Source organism: Pseudomonas sp. 5Vm1k (genome assembly GCF_056161485.1).
In genome coordinates this window covers 1-17353 of sequence record NZ_JBSPCZ010000012.1, presented here as the reverse complement: position 1 = coordinate 17353, position 17353 = coordinate 1, and the positions used below count along the sequence as shown (strand labels likewise).

15 protein-coding genes are annotated in these 17353 nt (G+C 59.0%); 9 read left to right on the top strand and 6 right to left on the bottom strand.

Annotated elements, in window-relative coordinates; all coding sequences use genetic code 11:
* Positions 1-27 precede the first annotated feature (27 nt).
* From ACWIKB_RS22190 to ACWIKB_RS22170, 5 genes are all read left to right on the top strand, one after another.
* Positions 28-789, top strand: a complete 762-nt coding sequence (locus tag ACWIKB_RS22190) for a gamma-glutamyl-gamma-aminobutyrate hydrolase family protein (RefSeq protein ID WP_475269414.1) — start codon at positions 28-30, stop codon at positions 787-789.
* A gap of 356 nt (positions 790-1145) precedes the next feature.
* On the top strand, positions 1146-2288 hold the full coding sequence (potA, locus tag ACWIKB_RS22185; RefSeq protein ID WP_475269412.1) for a polyamine ABC transporter ATP-binding protein: 1143 nt from the start codon (positions 1146-1148) through the stop codon (positions 2286-2288).
* Positions 2285-3199, top strand: a complete 915-nt coding sequence (locus tag ACWIKB_RS22180; RefSeq protein ID WP_475269411.1) for an ABC transporter permease subunit — start codon at positions 2285-2287, stop codon at positions 3197-3199. Before potA ends, ACWIKB_RS22180 begins: the two co-directional genes overlap by 4 nt.
* Entirely contained in the window at positions 3196-4080 is an 885-nt protein-coding gene (locus tag ACWIKB_RS22175) for an ABC transporter permease subunit (protein ID WP_475269410.1), read from the top strand. Before ACWIKB_RS22180 ends, ACWIKB_RS22175 begins: the two co-directional genes overlap by 4 nt.
* A 177-nt stretch (positions 4081-4257) precedes the next feature.
* Positions 4258-5355 (top strand): polyamine ABC transporter substrate-binding protein, encoded by a 1098-nt coding sequence (locus ACWIKB_RS22170; RefSeq protein WP_475269409.1) that lies wholly within the window; start codon positions 4258-4260, stop codon positions 5353-5355.
* A gap of 367 nt (positions 5356-5722) precedes the next feature.
* On the opposite strand, the gene thpR is transcribed toward ACWIKB_RS22170, so the two are convergent.
* Positions 5723-6259 (bottom strand): RNA 2',3'-cyclic phosphodiesterase, encoded by a 537-nt coding sequence (thpR, locus tag ACWIKB_RS22165; protein ID WP_475269408.1) that lies wholly within the window; start codon positions 6257-6259, stop codon positions 5723-5725.
* Positions 6260-6319: 60 nt separating this feature from the next.
* On the opposite strand from thpR, the gene ACWIKB_RS22160 reads away from it, so the two are divergent.
* Positions 6320-6514: a hypothetical protein gene (locus tag ACWIKB_RS22160; RefSeq protein ID WP_475269406.1), complete on the top strand. Its 195-nt coding sequence runs from the start codon at positions 6320-6322 to the stop codon at positions 6512-6514.
* A 14-nt stretch (positions 6515-6528) separates the two neighbouring features.
* Here the strand turns inward: ACWIKB_RS22160 and ACWIKB_RS22155 are convergent, their stop codons facing one another.
* Both ACWIKB_RS22155 and ACWIKB_RS22150 read right to left on the bottom strand, forming a co-directional pair.
* Positions 6529-6882, bottom strand: coding sequence for a DUF1428 domain-containing protein (locus ACWIKB_RS22155; RefSeq protein WP_475269405.1), 354 nt, complete (start codon positions 6880-6882; stop codon positions 6529-6531).
* 230 nt (positions 6883-7112) lie between these two features.
* On the bottom strand, positions 7113-8180 hold the full coding sequence (locus tag ACWIKB_RS22150; RefSeq protein ID WP_475269403.1) for a hypothetical protein: 1068 nt from the start codon (positions 8178-8180) through the stop codon (positions 7113-7115).
* Positions 8181-8569: 389 nt separating this feature from the next.
* Here ACWIKB_RS22150 and ACWIKB_RS22145 point away from each other — a divergent pair, with 389 nt between their 5' ends.
* Positions 8570-8839, top strand: coding sequence for a hypothetical protein (locus tag ACWIKB_RS22145; RefSeq protein WP_475269402.1), 270 nt, complete (start codon positions 8570-8572; stop codon positions 8837-8839).
* Here ACWIKB_RS22145 and ACWIKB_RS22140 read toward each other — a convergent pair.
* The 3 genes from ACWIKB_RS22140 to ACWIKB_RS22130 all read right to left on the bottom strand — a co-directional run bounded on the left by ACWIKB_RS22140 (position 8836) and on the right by ACWIKB_RS22130 (position 10720).
* Positions 8836-9843: a hypothetical protein gene (locus tag ACWIKB_RS22140; protein WP_475269401.1), complete on the bottom strand. Its 1008-nt coding sequence runs from the start codon at positions 9841-9843 to the stop codon at positions 8836-8838. The two genes, ACWIKB_RS22145 and ACWIKB_RS22140, sit on opposite strands and share 4 nt — an antisense overlap.
* Before the next feature lie 76 nt (positions 9844-9919).
* Positions 9920-10174, bottom strand: a complete 255-nt coding sequence (locus ACWIKB_RS22135) for a hypothetical protein (RefSeq protein WP_475269400.1) — start codon at positions 10172-10174, stop codon at positions 9920-9922.
* Positions 10175-10483: 309 nt separating this feature from the next.
* Positions 10484-10720, bottom strand: coding sequence for a hypothetical protein (locus tag ACWIKB_RS22130; RefSeq protein ID WP_475269399.1), 237 nt, complete (start codon positions 10718-10720; stop codon positions 10484-10486).
* A gap of 161 nt (positions 10721-10881) precedes the next feature.
* Here ACWIKB_RS22130 and ACWIKB_RS22125 point away from each other — a divergent pair, with 161 nt between their 5' ends.
* Together ACWIKB_RS22125 and ACWIKB_RS22120 are read left to right on the top strand one after the other, a co-directional pair.
* Entirely contained in the window at positions 10882-12645 is a 1764-nt protein-coding gene (locus ACWIKB_RS22125; RefSeq protein ID WP_475269398.1) for an L-lactate permease, read from the top strand.
* Between the two features lie 466 nt (positions 12646-13111).
* Positions 13112-16921 (top strand): CheR family methyltransferase, encoded by a 3810-nt coding sequence (locus ACWIKB_RS22120; protein ID WP_475269397.1) that lies wholly within the window; start codon positions 13112-13114, stop codon positions 16919-16921.
* The last annotated feature ends 432 nt before the right edge of the window (positions 16922-17353 follow it).

Sequence of the window (17353 nt, the reverse complement as noted above, 5' to 3'; positions counted from 1 at the left end):
CAAGTGTGAAACTTCGAGGTGATAAAAATGGCATTCAAGCCATTGATCGGCGTTACAGCGTGCGTCAAACAGATTGGCCTGCACCCCTACCACGTCAGCGGCGACAAGTACTTGCGTGCTGTCAGCGTCGCGGCTCTGGGGCTGCCCGTGGTCATTCCTTCCCTGGGCGAACTGACCGAAATCGAGGACCTGCTCGCGCAGCTCGACGGTCTGTTGCTGACCGGCTCGCCATCGAATGTGGAACCCTTCCACTACCAAGGCCCGGCCAGTGCACCCGGCACGGATCACGATCCGGCGCGGGATGCCACGACTCTTCCTTTATTGCGTGCAGCGATTGCCGCCGGTGTGCCGGTGCTGGGCATCTGCCGTGGCTTTCAGGAAATGAACGTGGCATTCGGTGGCAGCCTGCATCAGAAGGTCCACGAGCTGCCCGGCATGCTCGATCACCGTGAAGCGGACAGTCCGGAGTTGGCGGTGCAGTACGCGCCGGCCCATGCGGTCACCGTGCAACCGGGCGGCGTGTTCGAAGCGCTGGAGCTGCCAGCCGAGTTCATGGTCAATTCGATTCACAGCCAGGGCATCGATCGACTGGCGCCGGGCCTGCGCGCCGAAGCGATTGCACCGGACGGTTTGATCGAGGCGATTTCGGTGGACCACAGCCCGACCTTCGCCGTCGGTGTGCAATGGCACCCGGAATGGCAGGTGCTTTCGAATCCTCCTTATCTGAGTATTTTCCAGGCGTTTGGCGATGCATGTCGCAAGCGTGCGGCGCGGCGTAATTTGCGCTGACTTAAAACACGATTAATCCGTTTACTGCCCCCGTGAGTCAGGCGGGCGTGCCCTTGCGCGCCCGTCCCTCACGACAACAACACACCGCGATAACAACAAGTACTACCAGGCAGCCAGGACGGCGGCGCCGAATAAGCCCGAGCAGTGCGCGCCAGTGAGTCATGCGCAACGCCCTGTAGGAGCTGCCGAAGGCTGCGATCTTTTGATCTTAAAAAGCAACGTCAAAAGATCGCAGCCTTCGGCAGCTCCTACAGGGACCGCGTTTGAATTGATTAGCGTCGTACGCCCAGGGCTTGCAATCAACTATTAAGTCAGGCCGCGTTGGCCCGACGACTGAAACCTGTTGGGAGTTTCACATGGCAAATGCCTCCAGCACTTACAGGAAGGCTCTTGAAGGTCACCAGGCACCGAAAAAGGTGTTGGTGAAAATCGACCGGGTCACCAAGAAGTTCGACGAAACCACCGCTGTGGACGATGTGTCCCTGGAAATCCATCAAGGCGAAATCTTCGCCCTGCTCGGTGGTTCCGGCTCGGGCAAATCGACCCTGCTGCGCATGCTCGCCGGCTTCGAGCGCCCGACCGAAGGGCGCATCTTGCTCGACGGTGTCGACATTACCGACATGCCGCCCTACGAGCGGCCGATCAACATGATGTTCCAGTCCTACGCGCTGTTCCCGCACATGACGGTGGCGCAGAACATCGCCTTCGGTCTGAAGCAGGATCGGTTGTCCGCCAGCGAAATCGACGCCCGAGTCGAAGAGATGCTGCGCCTGGTGCACATGACCCAATACGCCAAACGCAAACCCCATCAGTTGTCCGGCGGCCAGCGTCAGCGTGTCGCCCTCGCCCGCTCCCTGGCCAAGCGTCCGAAGCTGCTGTTGCTCGACGAGCCAATGGGCGCACTGGACAAGAAGCTGCGTTCGCAAATGCAACTGGAACTGGTGCAGATCATCGAGCGGGTCGGCGTGACCTGCGTGATGGTGACCCACGACCAGGAAGAAGCCATGACCATGGCCGAACGCATCGCCATCATGCACCTCGGCTGGATCGCTCAGATCGGCAGCCCGGTGGACATTTACGAAGCGCCGGTCAGCCGCATGGTCTGCGAATTCATCGGCAACGTGAACGCCTTCGACGGCACGGTTGTGGAAGACCTCGAAGGTCACGCGATCATCCACAGCCCGGACCTGGAGCAGAAGATTTACGTCGGTCACGGCGTCAGCACCTCGGTGCAGGACAAGTCGATCACCTACGCCATCCGCCCGGAAAAAATGCTCGTCAGCACCCTCAAGCCCGAGCAGCGCTACAACTGGTCCCAAGGCAAAGTGCATGACATCGCCTACCTCGGCGGCCACTCGGTGTTCTACGTCGAATTGCCTGGCGGCAAGATCGTCCAGTCGTTCATGGCCAACGCCGAACGCCGTGGCGCACGTCCGACCTGGGACGACCAGGTCTACGTGTGGTGGGAAGACGACAGCGGCGTGGTACTGCGCTCATGAAAACTTTCAATCAGCAATTTCTAAGGTTGGTCCCCAGCGGGCGCAAAATGGTGATCGGCATTCCGTTCATCTGGCTGTTCCTGTTTTTCATGCTGCCGTTCTTCCTGGTCATGAAGATCAGCTTCTCGGAAGCGGCGCTGGCGATTCCGCCGTACTCGGAGATCTACACCTTCGCCGAGCAGAAATTCCAGCTGCTGCTGAACCTCGGCAACTACTCGCTGCTGACTCAGGATGAGTTGTATTTCTCGGCGTACCTGGGTTCGTTGAAAGTGGCGTTTTTCAGCACGCTGATGTGCCTGGTGATCGGTTTCCCTATGGCCTACGCGATCACCAAGGCCAACAAAGAAACGCAAAACGTCCTGATGCTGCTGATCATGATGCCGACCTGGACTGCGATCCTGATCCGCGTTTACGCGTGGATGGGCATCCTCAGCAACAACGGTTTGCTCAACGCGTTTCTGATGTGGACCGGGATCACTGATCACCCGATCGAGATCCTCAACACCAACACCGCCGTGTACATCGGGGTCGTTTACGCCTACCTGCCGTTCATGGTGTTGCCGCTGTACGCCAACCTGGTGAAACACGACGGCAGCCTGCTGGAAGCCGCGTCGGACCTGGGTTCGAGCAACTTCAACAACTTCTGGAAAATCACCGTACCGCTGGCCAAGAACGGCATCATCGCCGGTTGCATGCTGGTGTTTATTCCGGTGGTCGGTGAGTTCGTGATTCCGGAGCTGTTGGGCGGCCCTGAGACGCTGATGATCGGCCGTGTGCTGTGGCAAGAGTTCTTCAATAACCGCGACTGGCCGGTGGCGTCTGCCCTGGCGGTGGTGATGCTGTTGATCCTGATTGTGCCGATTCTGCTGTTCAACCGCAGCCAGGCCAAAGAGATGGAGGCACGGGGATGAAACGCTTCGGATTTTCAAAGTTCATGCTGATTTTCGGCCTGTCGTTTATCTACCTGCCGATGCTGATCCTGGTGATCTATTCGTTCAACGCCTCGAAACTGGTGACGGTGTGGGGCGGCTGGTCGGTGAAGTGGTATGTCGGTTTGCTCGACAACACGCAACTGATGGGTTCGGTGGTGCGCTCGCTGGAAATCGCCTGCTACACCGCGATTGCGGCAGTAGCGCTGGGGACCTTGGCGGCGTTCGTGCTGACTCGCGTGACCCGCTTCAAAGGTCGCACGCTGTTCGGTGGTCTGGTGACGGCGCCGTTGGTGATGCCGGAAGTAATCACCGGTCTATCGTTGTTGCTGCTGTTCGTGGCCATGGCGCAGTTGATCGGCTGGCCGCAGGAACGCGGTCTGGTGACGATCTGGATTGCTCACACCACGTTCTGTGCGGCGTATGTGGCGGTGGTGGTGTCGGCGCGTTTGCGTGAGCTGGACCTGTCCATCGAAGAAGCGGCCATGGACCTGGGTGCGCGGCCGTTGAAGGTGTTCTTCCTGATCACCATTCCGATGATTGCGCCGTCGTTGGCAGCAGGCGGGATGATGTCGTTTGCCTTGTCGCTGGATGATCTGGTGTTGGCGAGCTTCGTGTCCGGTCCGGGTTCCACGACCTTGCCGATGGAAGTGTTCTCGGCGGTGCGTCTGGGGGTTAAACCTGAGATCAACGCGGTCGCCAGTCTGATTCTGCTCGCTGTTTCGATCGTGACGTTCATGGTCTGGTACTTCAGCCGCCGCGCCGAAGCCACCCGCAAACGAGCGATCCAGGAAGCGATGGACCAAACCGCCAGCGAGTCCTGGCAACAACCCAAAAAGCAAATGGTTGAGGCAGCGGCTTGATGTAGGAGCTGCCGCAGGCTGCGATTTTTTGATATTGCTTCTAAAAATCAAAAGATCGCAGCCTCGTTTCACTCGACAGCTCCTACAAGATGATGGGCCCGCTCCCTCGCTACAGGTTTTATGTTCATTGCAATTTTGCTTTGCGTACTTGAATAAAAAAGAAATGGAGTTGTACCGATGAAAATGTTTGGCAGGACTCTGCTGACACTGTCCTTAGTGGGCGCCATGGCAACGGTTGCCCAGGCCAACGACAAGGTTCTGCGCGTTTATAACTGGTCGGATTACATCGCCCCCGACACGGTCAAGAAGTTCGAGGACGAGACCGGGATCCGCGTGACCTACGATGTGTTCGATAGCAATGAAACCCTTGAGGCACGCCTGCTCGCGGGTAAATCCGGCTACGACATCGTGGTGCCGTCCAACAGTTTCCTGGCCAAGCAGATCAAGGCTGGCGTCTACCAGACGCTGGATAAGTCGAAGCTGTCGAACTGGAAAAACCTTAACCCGGTTCTGCTGAAAAACGCCTCGGCCAGCGACCCGGACAACGCTCACGCCTTCCCGTACATGTGGGGCTCGATCGGCATCGGTTTCAACCCGGCCAAGGTCAAGGAAGTGCTCGGGGCCAACGCGCCGACCAACTCCTGGGACTTGCTGTTCAAGCCGCAAAACGCTGCAAAACTGAAAGCCTGCGGCATCAGTTTTCTCGACTCGCCGACCGAGATGCTCCCGGCCGCCCTGCACTATCTGGGCTACCCGGTGAACTCTCAGGACAAGGCACAGATTGCTGAAGCCGAATCGTTGTTCATGAAGATTCGGCCGTCGGTGGCGTACTTCCATTCCTCGAAGTACATCTCTGATCTGGCCAACGGCAACATCTGCGTGGCCGTCGGTTACTCCGGCGACGTGTTGCAGGCCAAGGCCCGCGCCAAGGAAGCCGGCGACACGGTGAAGATCGACTACAGCATCCCGAAAGAAGGCGCCGGCAGTTTCTACGACATGGTCGCCATTCCGCGAGACGCGGCGAACGTCGACAACGCCTACCTGTTCATGAACTTCCTGATGCGCCCGGACATCATCGCCGAGATCACCAACAACATCGGCTACAGCAACGCCAACGCCGCGGCGACACCATTGGTGGATGAAGCGATTCGCGAAGACCCGGGGTCGTATCCACCGCAAGACGTGATGGCCACGCTGTACGCGATTCCGGATATGCCGATTGGTATTCAGCGGGTCATGACCCGCGGCTGGACCCGCGTAAAACTCGGGAAGTAATTCGCTTGAAGACGCCTTCGCGAGCAGGCTCGCTCCCACAAGGAATGTGTGTTCACACCGCTCTAATGTGGGAGCGGGCTTGCTCGCGAAGACGGCGGCACATCCAGTATCAATGGGCCTGACCTACTGCTTTCGCGAGCAAGCCCGCTCCCACAGGGGTCCGTGGTGAAACACAGACTTGTGAACGACAACAATCCCCTGTGGGAGCGAGCCTGCTCGCGAAGAGGCCCTGACATTCGACATCAATTTCAGCTTTCCCGTCTTCCGTTCAAGCAGCGCCTTACCACCGCTGCGCCTCCTGCGAACGGCCTCACCTGGCTCCTCGGTTAAGGTGAATTTCAGGCGCCCTCGGGCGCCTTTTTTTGTACTAGGGAATTAGCGGCCATTCGGCCAATGCTCGATAGCGGCCCTTATGGGATTCGAACAGCGTGAAGAGATCGGCGTGCAGTACAAACTCCGGTGGTGTAGCGGATTCCGGTACCGGCAATCGATAGTCCCGCATCAAGGTCAAATGCGGTCGGAACTCCTTTGGCGAATCTTCAAATCCAAACGGCAACATCGCCTGTTCCAACCCGTAAACCAGACGCAGCAACTGCGGCGGTGCCTGCTCGGTTGCGAGCACCATCACCCCATGCTTGCGCCAGACATCCAGTCGATCAAGCACCACCCGCAAAGGCACTCCCGGCACCCGAACCTTCGCCGCCGCCGTGCAGATCTCGGCAATCTGCGCCACGCCCACCGCCCCCAAAAACTTCAACGTCAGATGAAAGTTTTCCGCCGGCACCGGCCGGCCGCTACGCAGCTCTAAAGCCGCACGCCACTGGGCAATCGCCCGCCGCTGCTCTGCCGCGCAGTTCAAGGCAAAAAACAGACGCTTGAACGGTTCATGGGATTCGTCGCTCACGCCTGGCACCTCCTGACATACACGTTATAGTTGAACCAACCGAATCAACCGGAGGGCGCCATGCGAGAAATCATCAGCAAAGAGCCATGGTGGGCGATGCCGCCGCAGCCCGGTCAGGACGAGTCCGAGCTGGAATGGGGCTGGCTGGTTCACTATAGCGAAGGTGAGCCGCGATTCGAGTTCGTCCGGGAGCGGCCGACGGACAGTGAGATCCGCAACCGGAAAAGTTGCAGGATCACCCCATCGTCAGAATGATCCTGCAGTAGTTTTTACGCTTGCACGACAATGTTGAAGCCACCAAACACCATGCGCTGGCCATCGAACGGCATCGGGTTGACGTCCTGTTGCATGCGCGGATCGACCATGACTTTCTGCATCCCTGCATCGCGGGTGGCCTTGTCGGGCCAGACGATCCAGGAAAAAATCACGGTTTCGTCCTCCTTGAGTTTCACCGCCATCGGAAACGAGGTCACCTTGCCGTCGGGCACGTCATCGCCCCAGCATTCGGTGATGCTCAGGGCGCCGGCCTCTTTGAAGATGCTGGCGGCGATCTCGGCGTGCTTGATGAATTTTTCGCGGTTGGCGGTGGGGACTGCGGCGACTAAGCCATCGATGTAAGACATGGTGGTTCTCCTTCATGGGCTAAAGGCCAATACCAGACGAACACAAAACCTGTGGCGAGGGGGCTTGCCCCCGTTCGGCTGCGAAGCAGTCGTAAAATCCGCAAACTCGGTGTGTCTGACACACCTCTGCGGAAGGCTTTGGGGCCGCTTCGCAACCCAACGGGGGCAAGCCCCCTCGCCACAGCAAGCTCCCTCGCCACAGGGGCTGTGTTCATCCTGAACGGCATCGGTCAGGGGTCGATCTGTGGAGTAGTCGATCCGCCCGGGCTCCAATCGACAGCGCCGCTGCCCGAACTGACCGACGGTACTTCAGCGCTCCCCACCAGGCTGCCCTCGATTTGCGCGGCCATGTACAGTGTGCCCGCCATCACCCCGGTAGTTGGGTTCTGTAGCAGTTTTGTCCAGGCCTTGTCGAAGGTATTGCCCAGGCTGCTGCGGATCAGCGCTTCGCTGTCCGGCCGGTCGCTGGCCTGGATGATTGCGCGAATCCCCGCCACCCCGACCGTAATCAAGCCCCCGGCCAGTTTGCCCGCCGCCGCGGCCACGGCACTGGCGGCGCCGCGGGTGGGCATCTCGGCTTCCATTCGTTGACTGGCGCGCTTGGCCACCGGCGCCATGGCGGTGTCGGTCGAACTAACGCCCTTGTCACCCCCCGCCTGGTGGATTTTGTCGATCAGTGCCGCGTAGGCCGGCAACGCGTTCAGTGGCTCGGAATGCACCACTTGGTAAAGCGAAGCGTCCCGGGCTGGTGGCGGCCCCAGGGCAATCGCCGGGATTTTCTGGATACGCCCGTTGAGCTGCGCCATCGGCACGCCGTGGCGCTGGGAGATTTTCTGCAGTTCTTCCTGAAGTATGTCCACGTAGAACGCCGTGGCCAGACCGAGAATCGCATCGGGATCGATCTCTACTGCGACGGGTGCCAGCACGCGTTTCTGGTATTGCTCCAGCAGATAAGCCGCCAGGCGCTTGGCCGAGGCATCTTGCTCGCCCTGAGCACTGAGCGTGTACCAACTGACCTTCATGGACAGCCATTCCTGGGTCCAGTAACTGCTGAACCAGGGAATAAAGTTCTCTTCGGTCAGTTGATAGACCCGCGTTCGCCAATAATCCATGGCGCCGTGCGCGTAGATTTTGGTCTGCTCGGTGGCCGATTGCGACGCGGCGACAATCTCCCGGTCCACCTGCTGCCAGGTGCTCGGCGAAACCACCACCACTGGCGCCACCACCGGGGCACGCGCAGACGTGACGCATCCCGCCAATACCATCATCACGACGACGATCAGCGAACGCAGGTTCAAGATCGCGGTGTCCTGGAGTCGCTCCCGAGCGAAATGCCCGGTGCTCATAAAGCTATTGAGTTGAGTATAGGTTGAGGGTTTTGTCCGTTCGTCTGGAGAGTGAGGTGATCTTGAGGTCGTCTTCGCGGGCAAGCCTGGCGCCTACAAGGGCGGCGCCAGAACGATGAAAAAACCTTCACCATCATTCACATCGATATTCACCATCGTAACGAATGCCTTCCGCGAAAAAACCGACCGGTGCACGATCTGCCCATACCCAACGCAAACCCCGCATCGGAGGGGCACATCATGTTGATCCATCTCTTGACCTGCCTGGCCCTGACCGCCGTCACGCTGACCCTGTTTTCCCGTTTCTTCCTGGACATCGGCCACACCGAGGAGCACCCGTCATGATCCGCATCGTTAACCTGGCCGTGAGTTTCCCGGTGTTCGGCAGCAACTACTATTCGCAACAGGTGGTCTCGCGCAAAGAGATCGCGCTGGTGTTCGACAAACAGTTCGAAGACTTGCTGATGCCGGCCGCCACCAACCACTTCAGCAACGAAGTGGTCGGGCTTAACGACCAGTTCCGGTTTTTGAATGATGTGCTCGTCGAGCATTTGCTCGACGTTGAGTTGGCGCAGCACGCACCACGTTCCTCACGGGCGTTTACGTTCTAGTGCAATAGCCATTTCCAGCACGTCACCGAACGCAGGCAGACACCGTATTGGTCGTCCATTTTCGCCATCGGCGGGATCAAACGAGTGAACGCCTCCCATGCCAGTTTCTTGTCGGTGCTGAGGTAAAACTCGCGCATGGCACCGACCTGTGCCTGAGCGACCGGGCCCGACCACGCTTGGAGCGTCTGATTGTCGAGTTGCCGCAAGCGCAAACCAAATTCCTCCCGATAGAGCACCAACACCTGCCCGTGGACCTGGCTCAACTCATGGTCGTAGTTCATGAGATTGCGGCGGTACAGGGCCCAATAATCCTCCGGAAAGGTGAACCACAGCTTTGCCTTGCGAGCGCTGATCGCCGCCTCCAGCTGCTCTGGCGTCATACGCTTGCGAGCTACCTCGACCGAGTCACCTTTCATATCCGGGGTGATGCTGGCATCGATGATGCGACCAATCATCGCCAAACGCTCGGGCGTATCGGGCAATAACACCGGCACCACCGGGAACACCGCCGATGTTCCCATGCAAGCCCTCAAGCCCCGGTCCTCCAGGGGTAACGACGTACGCCGCGTTTTGCCATCCACCCGCTCAACCTGTTGCAAGGACACCACGCACCGGGACTTCACCGAATCGACCGTCAGCTCATATTCGGCACCGCGCGCGGGCATCAGATTGAAGGCCTGCGCGCCGCATACCTGCAGGTAGGCTTCCTGCTCTGGCTTGAGTTTGATTTCCAGGTAGCCCCGGGCATCGGTTGGCGGCGCGAAGCTCATCCCCACCCGCCGCGAGGAGTCGCGGGCGAACAGATTGTTGAGCAAACCAGTGGTGTAGCCCTGGCAGTGCCCGGCGTTAAAGAAGTCGAGGGTGGCGTTGTCGACATTGGCGACAAATCGCAGCTTGGCGGGGTCGGGATCATCGACCTCGGGATAGCTGCCATTGATGCTGCAACCGCTGAGCAAAACGCACAGGGCGAACGCTCGCCACAAGTGCGCAGGGAAAGCTGACATGGGTCGTCCTTGAAGCGCATGCGCGATGAAAGTGGCCGATGCTACTAAAGGGCCACTAATGCGTCCATCCGGATACTCACTTGCCCAGGTTTTGATTCATCAACCCAGGTTGTTGATTGGCGCTCTGCCACTGACGCAAGTTGTCGCAGCCCTCGGCGTTGACTTCGGCTGCATTACTGCGGGTATCACAGATCATCGACCATTTCTGCCGCAACGACGGGTACTTGATGAAGTCCGCGCGGGTGGGCGGTTCGCAAGCGGATAAAAGTGCAGCCGACAGCATAACGGCGGCCGATTTCCAGGCAGCCGAATAACTAAGGATTAACTTCATGGTGATCCGTTTTCGGTTAAGGAAAACGCTCTCGGATTTTTGATCGGGGTCTGACAACGGGCCAGTTGATCTGGGCATGGGTGAATCCTATGGCCTGAATGGCTCCACATCCAGATCCACTTTCAGCTCATTTAACAGAGCCATTCTTCGGCTGAAAAAACGCTAATCACCGCGGCCGTCACTCGCAACGCGGTGCCGAAAAAACACACCCCTACGAAGACGACGACCAACGTCAACCATGCGATGACGCTTTATTTGAAACTCAAGCGGCAAGTCGTGACGGTGTAATCTCGCGATCAACTTTGCGCACTACAACGTTTTCTGGCTGTTCCCGATGGTCCTGGCCTTCTCGATGGCCCAGTCAAACGCATCTTCCATATCCAGCAGGTGTGGCTTCGGCGCGTGGTCTTCCACAATGGCCGTGCCGTCCGGCGCGTAGACGCCGATAAACATCTCCAGCGAACCGTCCCGCAGGATCCTGGCCTTGACCTCGATCTTGCAGCCATTCGACAGGGTTTCCGTGTGGACCATATGGCGCTCGGTCATAGCTGCATTCCTCTTATCGTGAATGTTCGAATCCCGCTGCTTATGTTAGTTCAGGGATGACGACCGCCCTGCGTCAGGACAGCGGCCAAATGCCACCTATACTCCAACCACCTACCCCGCAAAGGACCTGCGCTTCCAACAATAAAAAGCAGAGGTGGAACATGGTCTGGCAGCAAATCTACGACCCGTTCGGCAACCCGGTGATCTCGACTGCATTGGCGGCAACGCCGGTGGTGGTGATGCTGGCATCCCTGGCGTTTTTTCATATCAAGGCACACTTGGCGGCGCTGCTGGCCCTGGCCTCTGCCTTGCTGATCGCTATCTTCGCCTTTGGCATGCCGGCAAACATGGCGGGCACGGCGGCGTTGTTTGGCGCGGCCAACGGGTTGCTGCCGATCGGCTGGATCGTGCTCAACATCATTTTCCTGCACCGGCTGACCACCGAGAATGGTTCGTTCAAAGTGCTGCAGGATTCCCTGGCGCGCATCACCGACGACCGGCGCCTGCAATTGCTACTGATCGCCTTCTGCTTTGGTGCGTTCTTTGAAGGCGCGGCCGGGTTCGGCACGCCGGTAGCGGTGACCGGGGCGATTCTGATTGGCCTGGGCTTTTCGCCCCTGGCCGCCTCGGGCCTGGCGTTGATCGCCAACACCGCACCGGTGGCATTCGGCGCCCTCGGCACACCGATCATCACCCTGGCCAAGGTCACCGGGCTGGATGAAATGGAGCTGTCGATGATGGTCGGCCGGCAACTGCCATTTTTCTCGGTACTGGTGCCGTTCTGGTTGATCTGGGCGTTCGCCGGCTGGCGCAAGATGCTGGAAATCTGGCCACCGATTCTGGTAGCGGGAGTCAGCTTTGCGGTGCCGCAGTTCGTCGTGTCCAACTACCACGGGCCGATGCTGGTGGACGTGATCGCCGCGCTGATTTCCATGGCCTGCCTGACCGGTTTCCTCAAGGTGTGGAAGCCTGCGAATGTGTACACCTCCGCCGCCCTGTCGGGGCGCGTCGACAACTCGAAAATCGATGCCGAGCATGAACAAAAAACCGAGGCCAGTGCGACCTTCGCCAGCGATGCCAAACCGGCGGTCATGCGCGCGTGGATGCCGTGGATCATCCTCACGGTTTTCGTGTTTGCCTGGGGCACTCAAGGTTTCAAGAACCTGTTCGATACCCGCGCCGTGGTCGATCCGCAAACTCATTCCGCCACACTCGACCCGCAAGGCAAACCGTTGCGTGAGGCGAATCCGATCTTCTCCCCGGCCGTGACCTTCACCACCCTGCACCAGCAAGTCGAGAAAGTGCCGCCCGTGGTACCGGCGCCGAAAACTGAAGAGGCCATCTACAAGTTCACCTGGTTCACCGCTACCGGCAGCGGCATCTTTTTCGCGGCGATCCTGGGTGGTCTGCTGATGGGTTATTCGATTCCGCAACTGGCGCGCCAATACCTGCGAACCCTGTGGGTGGTACGTTTTTCGCTGATCACCATCGCGGCGATGCTCGCCCTGGGCTACCTCACCCGCTACTCGGGACTGGATGCGACCATGGGCCTGGCCTTCGCCGCCACGGGGATTTTCTACCCGATGTTCGGCACTCTGCTCGGCTGGCTCGGCGTGGCGTTGACCGGCTCGGACACTGCCTCCAACGTGCTGTTCGGTGGCTTGCAACGAGTGACCTCCGAACAACTGGGCATCAGCCCGGTCTTGATGGCTGCCGCCAACAGTTCCGGCGGGGTCATGGGCAAAATGGTCGACGCCCAGTCGATCGTGGTCGCCTCCACCGCCACTCGCTGGTACGGCCATGAAGGGGAGATTCTGCGCTATGTGTTTTTCCACTCCATCGTGCTGGCGATACTGGTCGGTGGGTTGGTGACGTTGCAGGCGTATGTGGCGCCGTTCACGCATATGGTGGTGGGTGGGCATTGACCCGATCCCCTGTGGCGAGGGGGCTTGCCCCCGCTCGGCTGCGAAGCAGTCGTTAAACCATCACATGCGGTTTGTCTGGTACACCGCGGTGCATGGTTTTAGGGCTGCTTCGCGACCCAGCGCGAGCAAGCTCCCTCCCCACAGGTTCGGTGTACACCGGGTCTTTTATCAGCGCGACCGGGAACCTTCCCCCGTCGCCGCTGCCCCCTTGATAATCGACTAAGCTTAACAGACTGAGCCCGCGCACTTGGGCGCATGGATTGGTCAACTCAGTCCCCCCGAAGAAACGTCCACCCGTATCCCGTATAGAATGCTAAATTTCTCCGCCATCCGGTTCGCGTTGATTTAATACAAGTAATTGATCGCGACTGCAGCACATAAGATCGTCCTGCCATTGATTCACGAAGCAGGCACAAGCCTATTTATTTTGTAGCGGCGTCAGGACGTCGCTTTCTAAGGCACATGCATGACAACTTCATCCGACCCAAAGTCCACCGTTGCTGATTCACCGCAGCATCCCTTTCACCCACTCGATTTTGGTGTGGTGGGTATTGGCGCGTCCGCCGGTGGGCTGCAAGCGATCAAGTTGTTTTTCGACAACATGCCCCAGGACAACGGCATGGCGTTCGTGATCATTCTTCACCTGTCGCCGGATCACGAAAGCATCGCCGACAAGATCATCCAGGAATCGACGCACATGCCGGTTCTGCAGGTCACCGAGACGGTGCCCATTGAACGCAATCACGTGTATGTGATTTCTCCGGCCCATCGGCTGACCATGAACGACGGTTACCTTGAGGTCAGCGCATCCGACCCGCGCCTGGGTCGAACCTCGGCCATCGATCTGTTCTTCCGTAACCTGGCGGACGTGCACCGTGAGCGAGCCTTTTGCCTGGTGTTATCCGGCACCGGTTCGGATGGGGCGGTGGGTTTGTCGCGGATCAAGGAACAGGGCGGCGTCACCTTGGCCCAGGCACCGGAAGACGCCGAGTTCGATGGCATGCCCAGGGCGGCCATCGAAACGCAGATGGTCGACCTGGTTTTGCCAGTAGTGGAAATGCCGCAAAAGCTGCTGGAGTTGTGGCGCAATGCGAAGTCCATCACCCTGCCCACGGCCAATGATCCAGACCTGCAAACCTTCGCGTCGGTCACCGAGCGTGACGCCGCGACCGCCGAACAATTGCTGCACAGCATCCTGATCCAGTTGCGTGCCGGCACCGGCCATGACTTCAAGCATTACAAGCGCGCCACCGTGTTGCGCCGCATCGAAAGACGCATGCAGGTTACGGCGCAGCCCGACCTGAACGCCTATTACCACTACCTGCAAAACAGCCCCGAAGAAACCAAGGCGTTACTGGCCGATATGCTGATCGGCGTGACCAATTTTTTCCGCGACCGCGAGGCTTTTGAAGCACTTGAGCGGGACGTGGTGCCGCAATTGGTCACCGCCGCAGTTTCGACACAGCCGGACAAAGAAGAAATCCGCGTCTGGTCGGCGGGCTGCTCCACTGGCGAAGAAGTCTACAGCCTGGCCATGCTGCTCAGTGATCAGATGCAACTGGAGTCCAGCCAGGCCACGTTGCAATTGTTCGCCACCGACATCGACGAGCGCGCCATCAGCGTCGGTCGCAGCGGACTGTACCCGCAAGCCATCATCACGGATGTGCCACCAACGCGGCTGCGCCATTACTTCACCAAAGAAGACCAGCACTATCGGATTCGCAAAGAGCTTCGTGAAAAGGTCTTGTTCGCCAAGCACAGCCTATTGTCCGATCCTCCGTTCTCGCACATGGACCTGATTGTCTGTCGCAACCTGCTGATCTACCTCGATCGCGAAGTCCAGCGCGAAATCCTGCAGATGTTCCACTTTGCCCTGCGTCCTGGCGGTTTCCTGTTTCTGGGCACCTCCGAGAGTGCGGACGCTTGCCACGACCTGTTTGCCCCAGTGGACAAGCGCAACCGGATCTTCCGGGCCAAGACCGGTGCCGCCAATAGCCGCCGTCCCCCTACGATGCCCCGTGGAGGCTATGTGCGAACCGACATTTCCCGTCAGGCCCCGCAAAGCAGTACGCCGCGCAAACTGTCGTTTGCCGACATCCATCAGCGGGCCTTGGAACACTCCGCACCGCCAAGCATGATCGTCGACGCCAACGCCGACATTCTGCACATGAGCGAAAGCTCGGGCCGTTACCTGAGGCATGTCGGCGGCGAGCTGTCACGCAATTTGCTGACGCTGATTGTTCCGGAGCTGCGCCTGGAAGCGCGCACGACGCTGTTCCAGGCGCAACAAAGCAGCCAAGTGGTGAAATCCCGGGCGGTGGTGATCAAACGCGAGGATCGCAGCTATAAAGTCGACCTTGTGACCCACCCTTACCGCGACGAAGAATCGGACAGCGAGTTTGTCCTGGTGATTTTCGAGGAGCTCGAAGTCGACCCTTCGGACGCCGCGACCGGCGCCGTGCTGCAGTCCGAAAACCAGGTGTTATCCAACCTTGAGCGGGAGCTGCAGCGGACCAAGTTGCAGTTGCAGGACACCATCGAACATTCGGAAGTCTCCAGCGAAGAGCTCAAGGCTTCCAACGAGGAAATGCAGGCGATCAACGAAGAACTGCGTTCGGCCACCGAAGAACTGGAAACCAGTAAGGAAGAGCTACAGTCGATCAACGAAGAGTTGCTGACCGTCAACTTCGAGCTGAAAACCAAAGTCGAAGAAACTGACAAGATCAACGACTACCTGACCAACCTGATTGCCTCCACCGACATCGCCACGGTGTTTATCGACAGCAACCTGCGCATCAAGTGGTTCACACCCCGGGCCACCGATATCTTCAGCATGTTGCCCGTGGACACCGGACGCTCGCTGCTCGACATCACCCATCGCCTGGACTACGAAGGCCTGGCCGCTGATGCGGCGCTGGTGTTCGAGTCCTTGAACATGATCGAGCGTGAAGTCAGCAGCACCGACAACCGCTGGTACATCGCCCGCATCCTGCCCTACCGCTCCAGCGAAAATCACATCGACGGCACGGTGCTGACATTCATCGACATCACCAAGCGCCGCGCCGCCGAAGAAGAACTGCGCCAGGGTCAAGAGCGCATACGCCTGCACGAGGCACAAAACCAGGAATTGTCCGAAATCAAGAGCAGCAGTCACTTGAAAGATGGGTTCTTCGCGGTGATGTCCCATGAACTCAAGCACCCGCTGAACCTGATTCAACTCAACGCCGAACTGCTGCGTCGCTTGCCGCTGATCGTCTCCACGGGACCTGCGGCAAAAGCGGTTAAAGCCATCTGTGACGCCGTCAGCAGTCAGGCCCGCATCATTGATGATTTGCTTGACGTCGCCCGGGTGCGTACCGGCAAGCTCCGCCTCAAGCGTAGTGACGTGGACTTGAACAGGATGCTGCACGATATCCATGGCCTGGTGACTAACGACTACACAAGCGTAGACGTCACTTTGCAACTGCCCGACGCCGGGCAGCCGGCACTGGTGATCGATGCCGATCCGACCCGGGTGGAACAAATCATCTGGAACCTGGTGAACAATGCGCTGAAGTTCACCCCTGCCGGTGGCCAGATTCAGTTGATCGGCACCCGTGATGGCGGCATGGCCCGGCTTGATGTACATGACAGCGGCGTTGGCCTGAGTGCCGAGAGCCTGCATGAAGTGTTCGACCTGTTCGGTCAGGCTGCCAACCAGCACTCTACCCACCAACGTGATGGTTTGGGCATTGGCCTGTCGCTGGTGCGGCAGTTGGCGGAGGCGCACGGTGGCAGTGTCGAGGTCAAATCTGCGGGACTGGGCCAGGGCTGCACCTTCACCGTCCTGCTGCCCTTGAGCTACCCCCATGACAAAGCGGCAATATCGAGGCAGGCCGGTGAACAGTCCGGACGTCTGGCCGGCCTCACGGTGTTGCTGGTGGATGACTCGCGGGACGTGCTGGACACCCTGAAAACGCTGCTGGAAATGGAAGACGCCCAGGTCATCGACTTCACGGAGCCGCGCCAGGCACTGGAAGCCGCCCATACCGGTCGATACGACGTGGTGGTGTCCGATGTGGGAATGCCTGGCATGAGCGGCCATGACCTGATGCGCGCCTTGCGTGAACTGCCGCATATCAAGCAGGTCCCGGCGATTGCCTTGACCGGTTACGGCGCTGAAAGCGACATCGAGAAAACCCGTAAATCCGGTTTCGATCGGCACCTGGGCAAACCGGTGTCGTATGACGCGCTGATCGACACGATTGAAGAGCTGAGGCAGACGCGCACGGATTGATCCCCTGTGGGAACGAGCTTGCTCGCGAAGGCGGTGGGTCAGTCGATATCAATGTTGAATGGGGAATCGTCTTCGCGAGCAAGCCCGCTCCCACAAGGGTTTGGTGTCGTGCGCACCATTTCCATCCACCACCGATTACCTGTGGGAGCGAGCTTGCTCGCGAAAGCGCTGGGCCAGTCGATATCAATGTTGAATGGGGAATCGTCTTCGCGAGCAAGCCCGCTCCCACAAGGGTTTGATGTCGTGCGCACCATTTCCATCCACCACAGACTACCTGTAGGAGCGAGCCTGCTCGCGAAGGCGGTGGGTCAGTCGATATCAATGTTGAATGGGGAATCGTCTTCGCGAGCAAGCCCGCTCCCACAAGGGTTTGATGTCGTGCGCACCATTTCCATCCACCACAGACTACCTGTAGGAGCGAGCCTGCTCGCG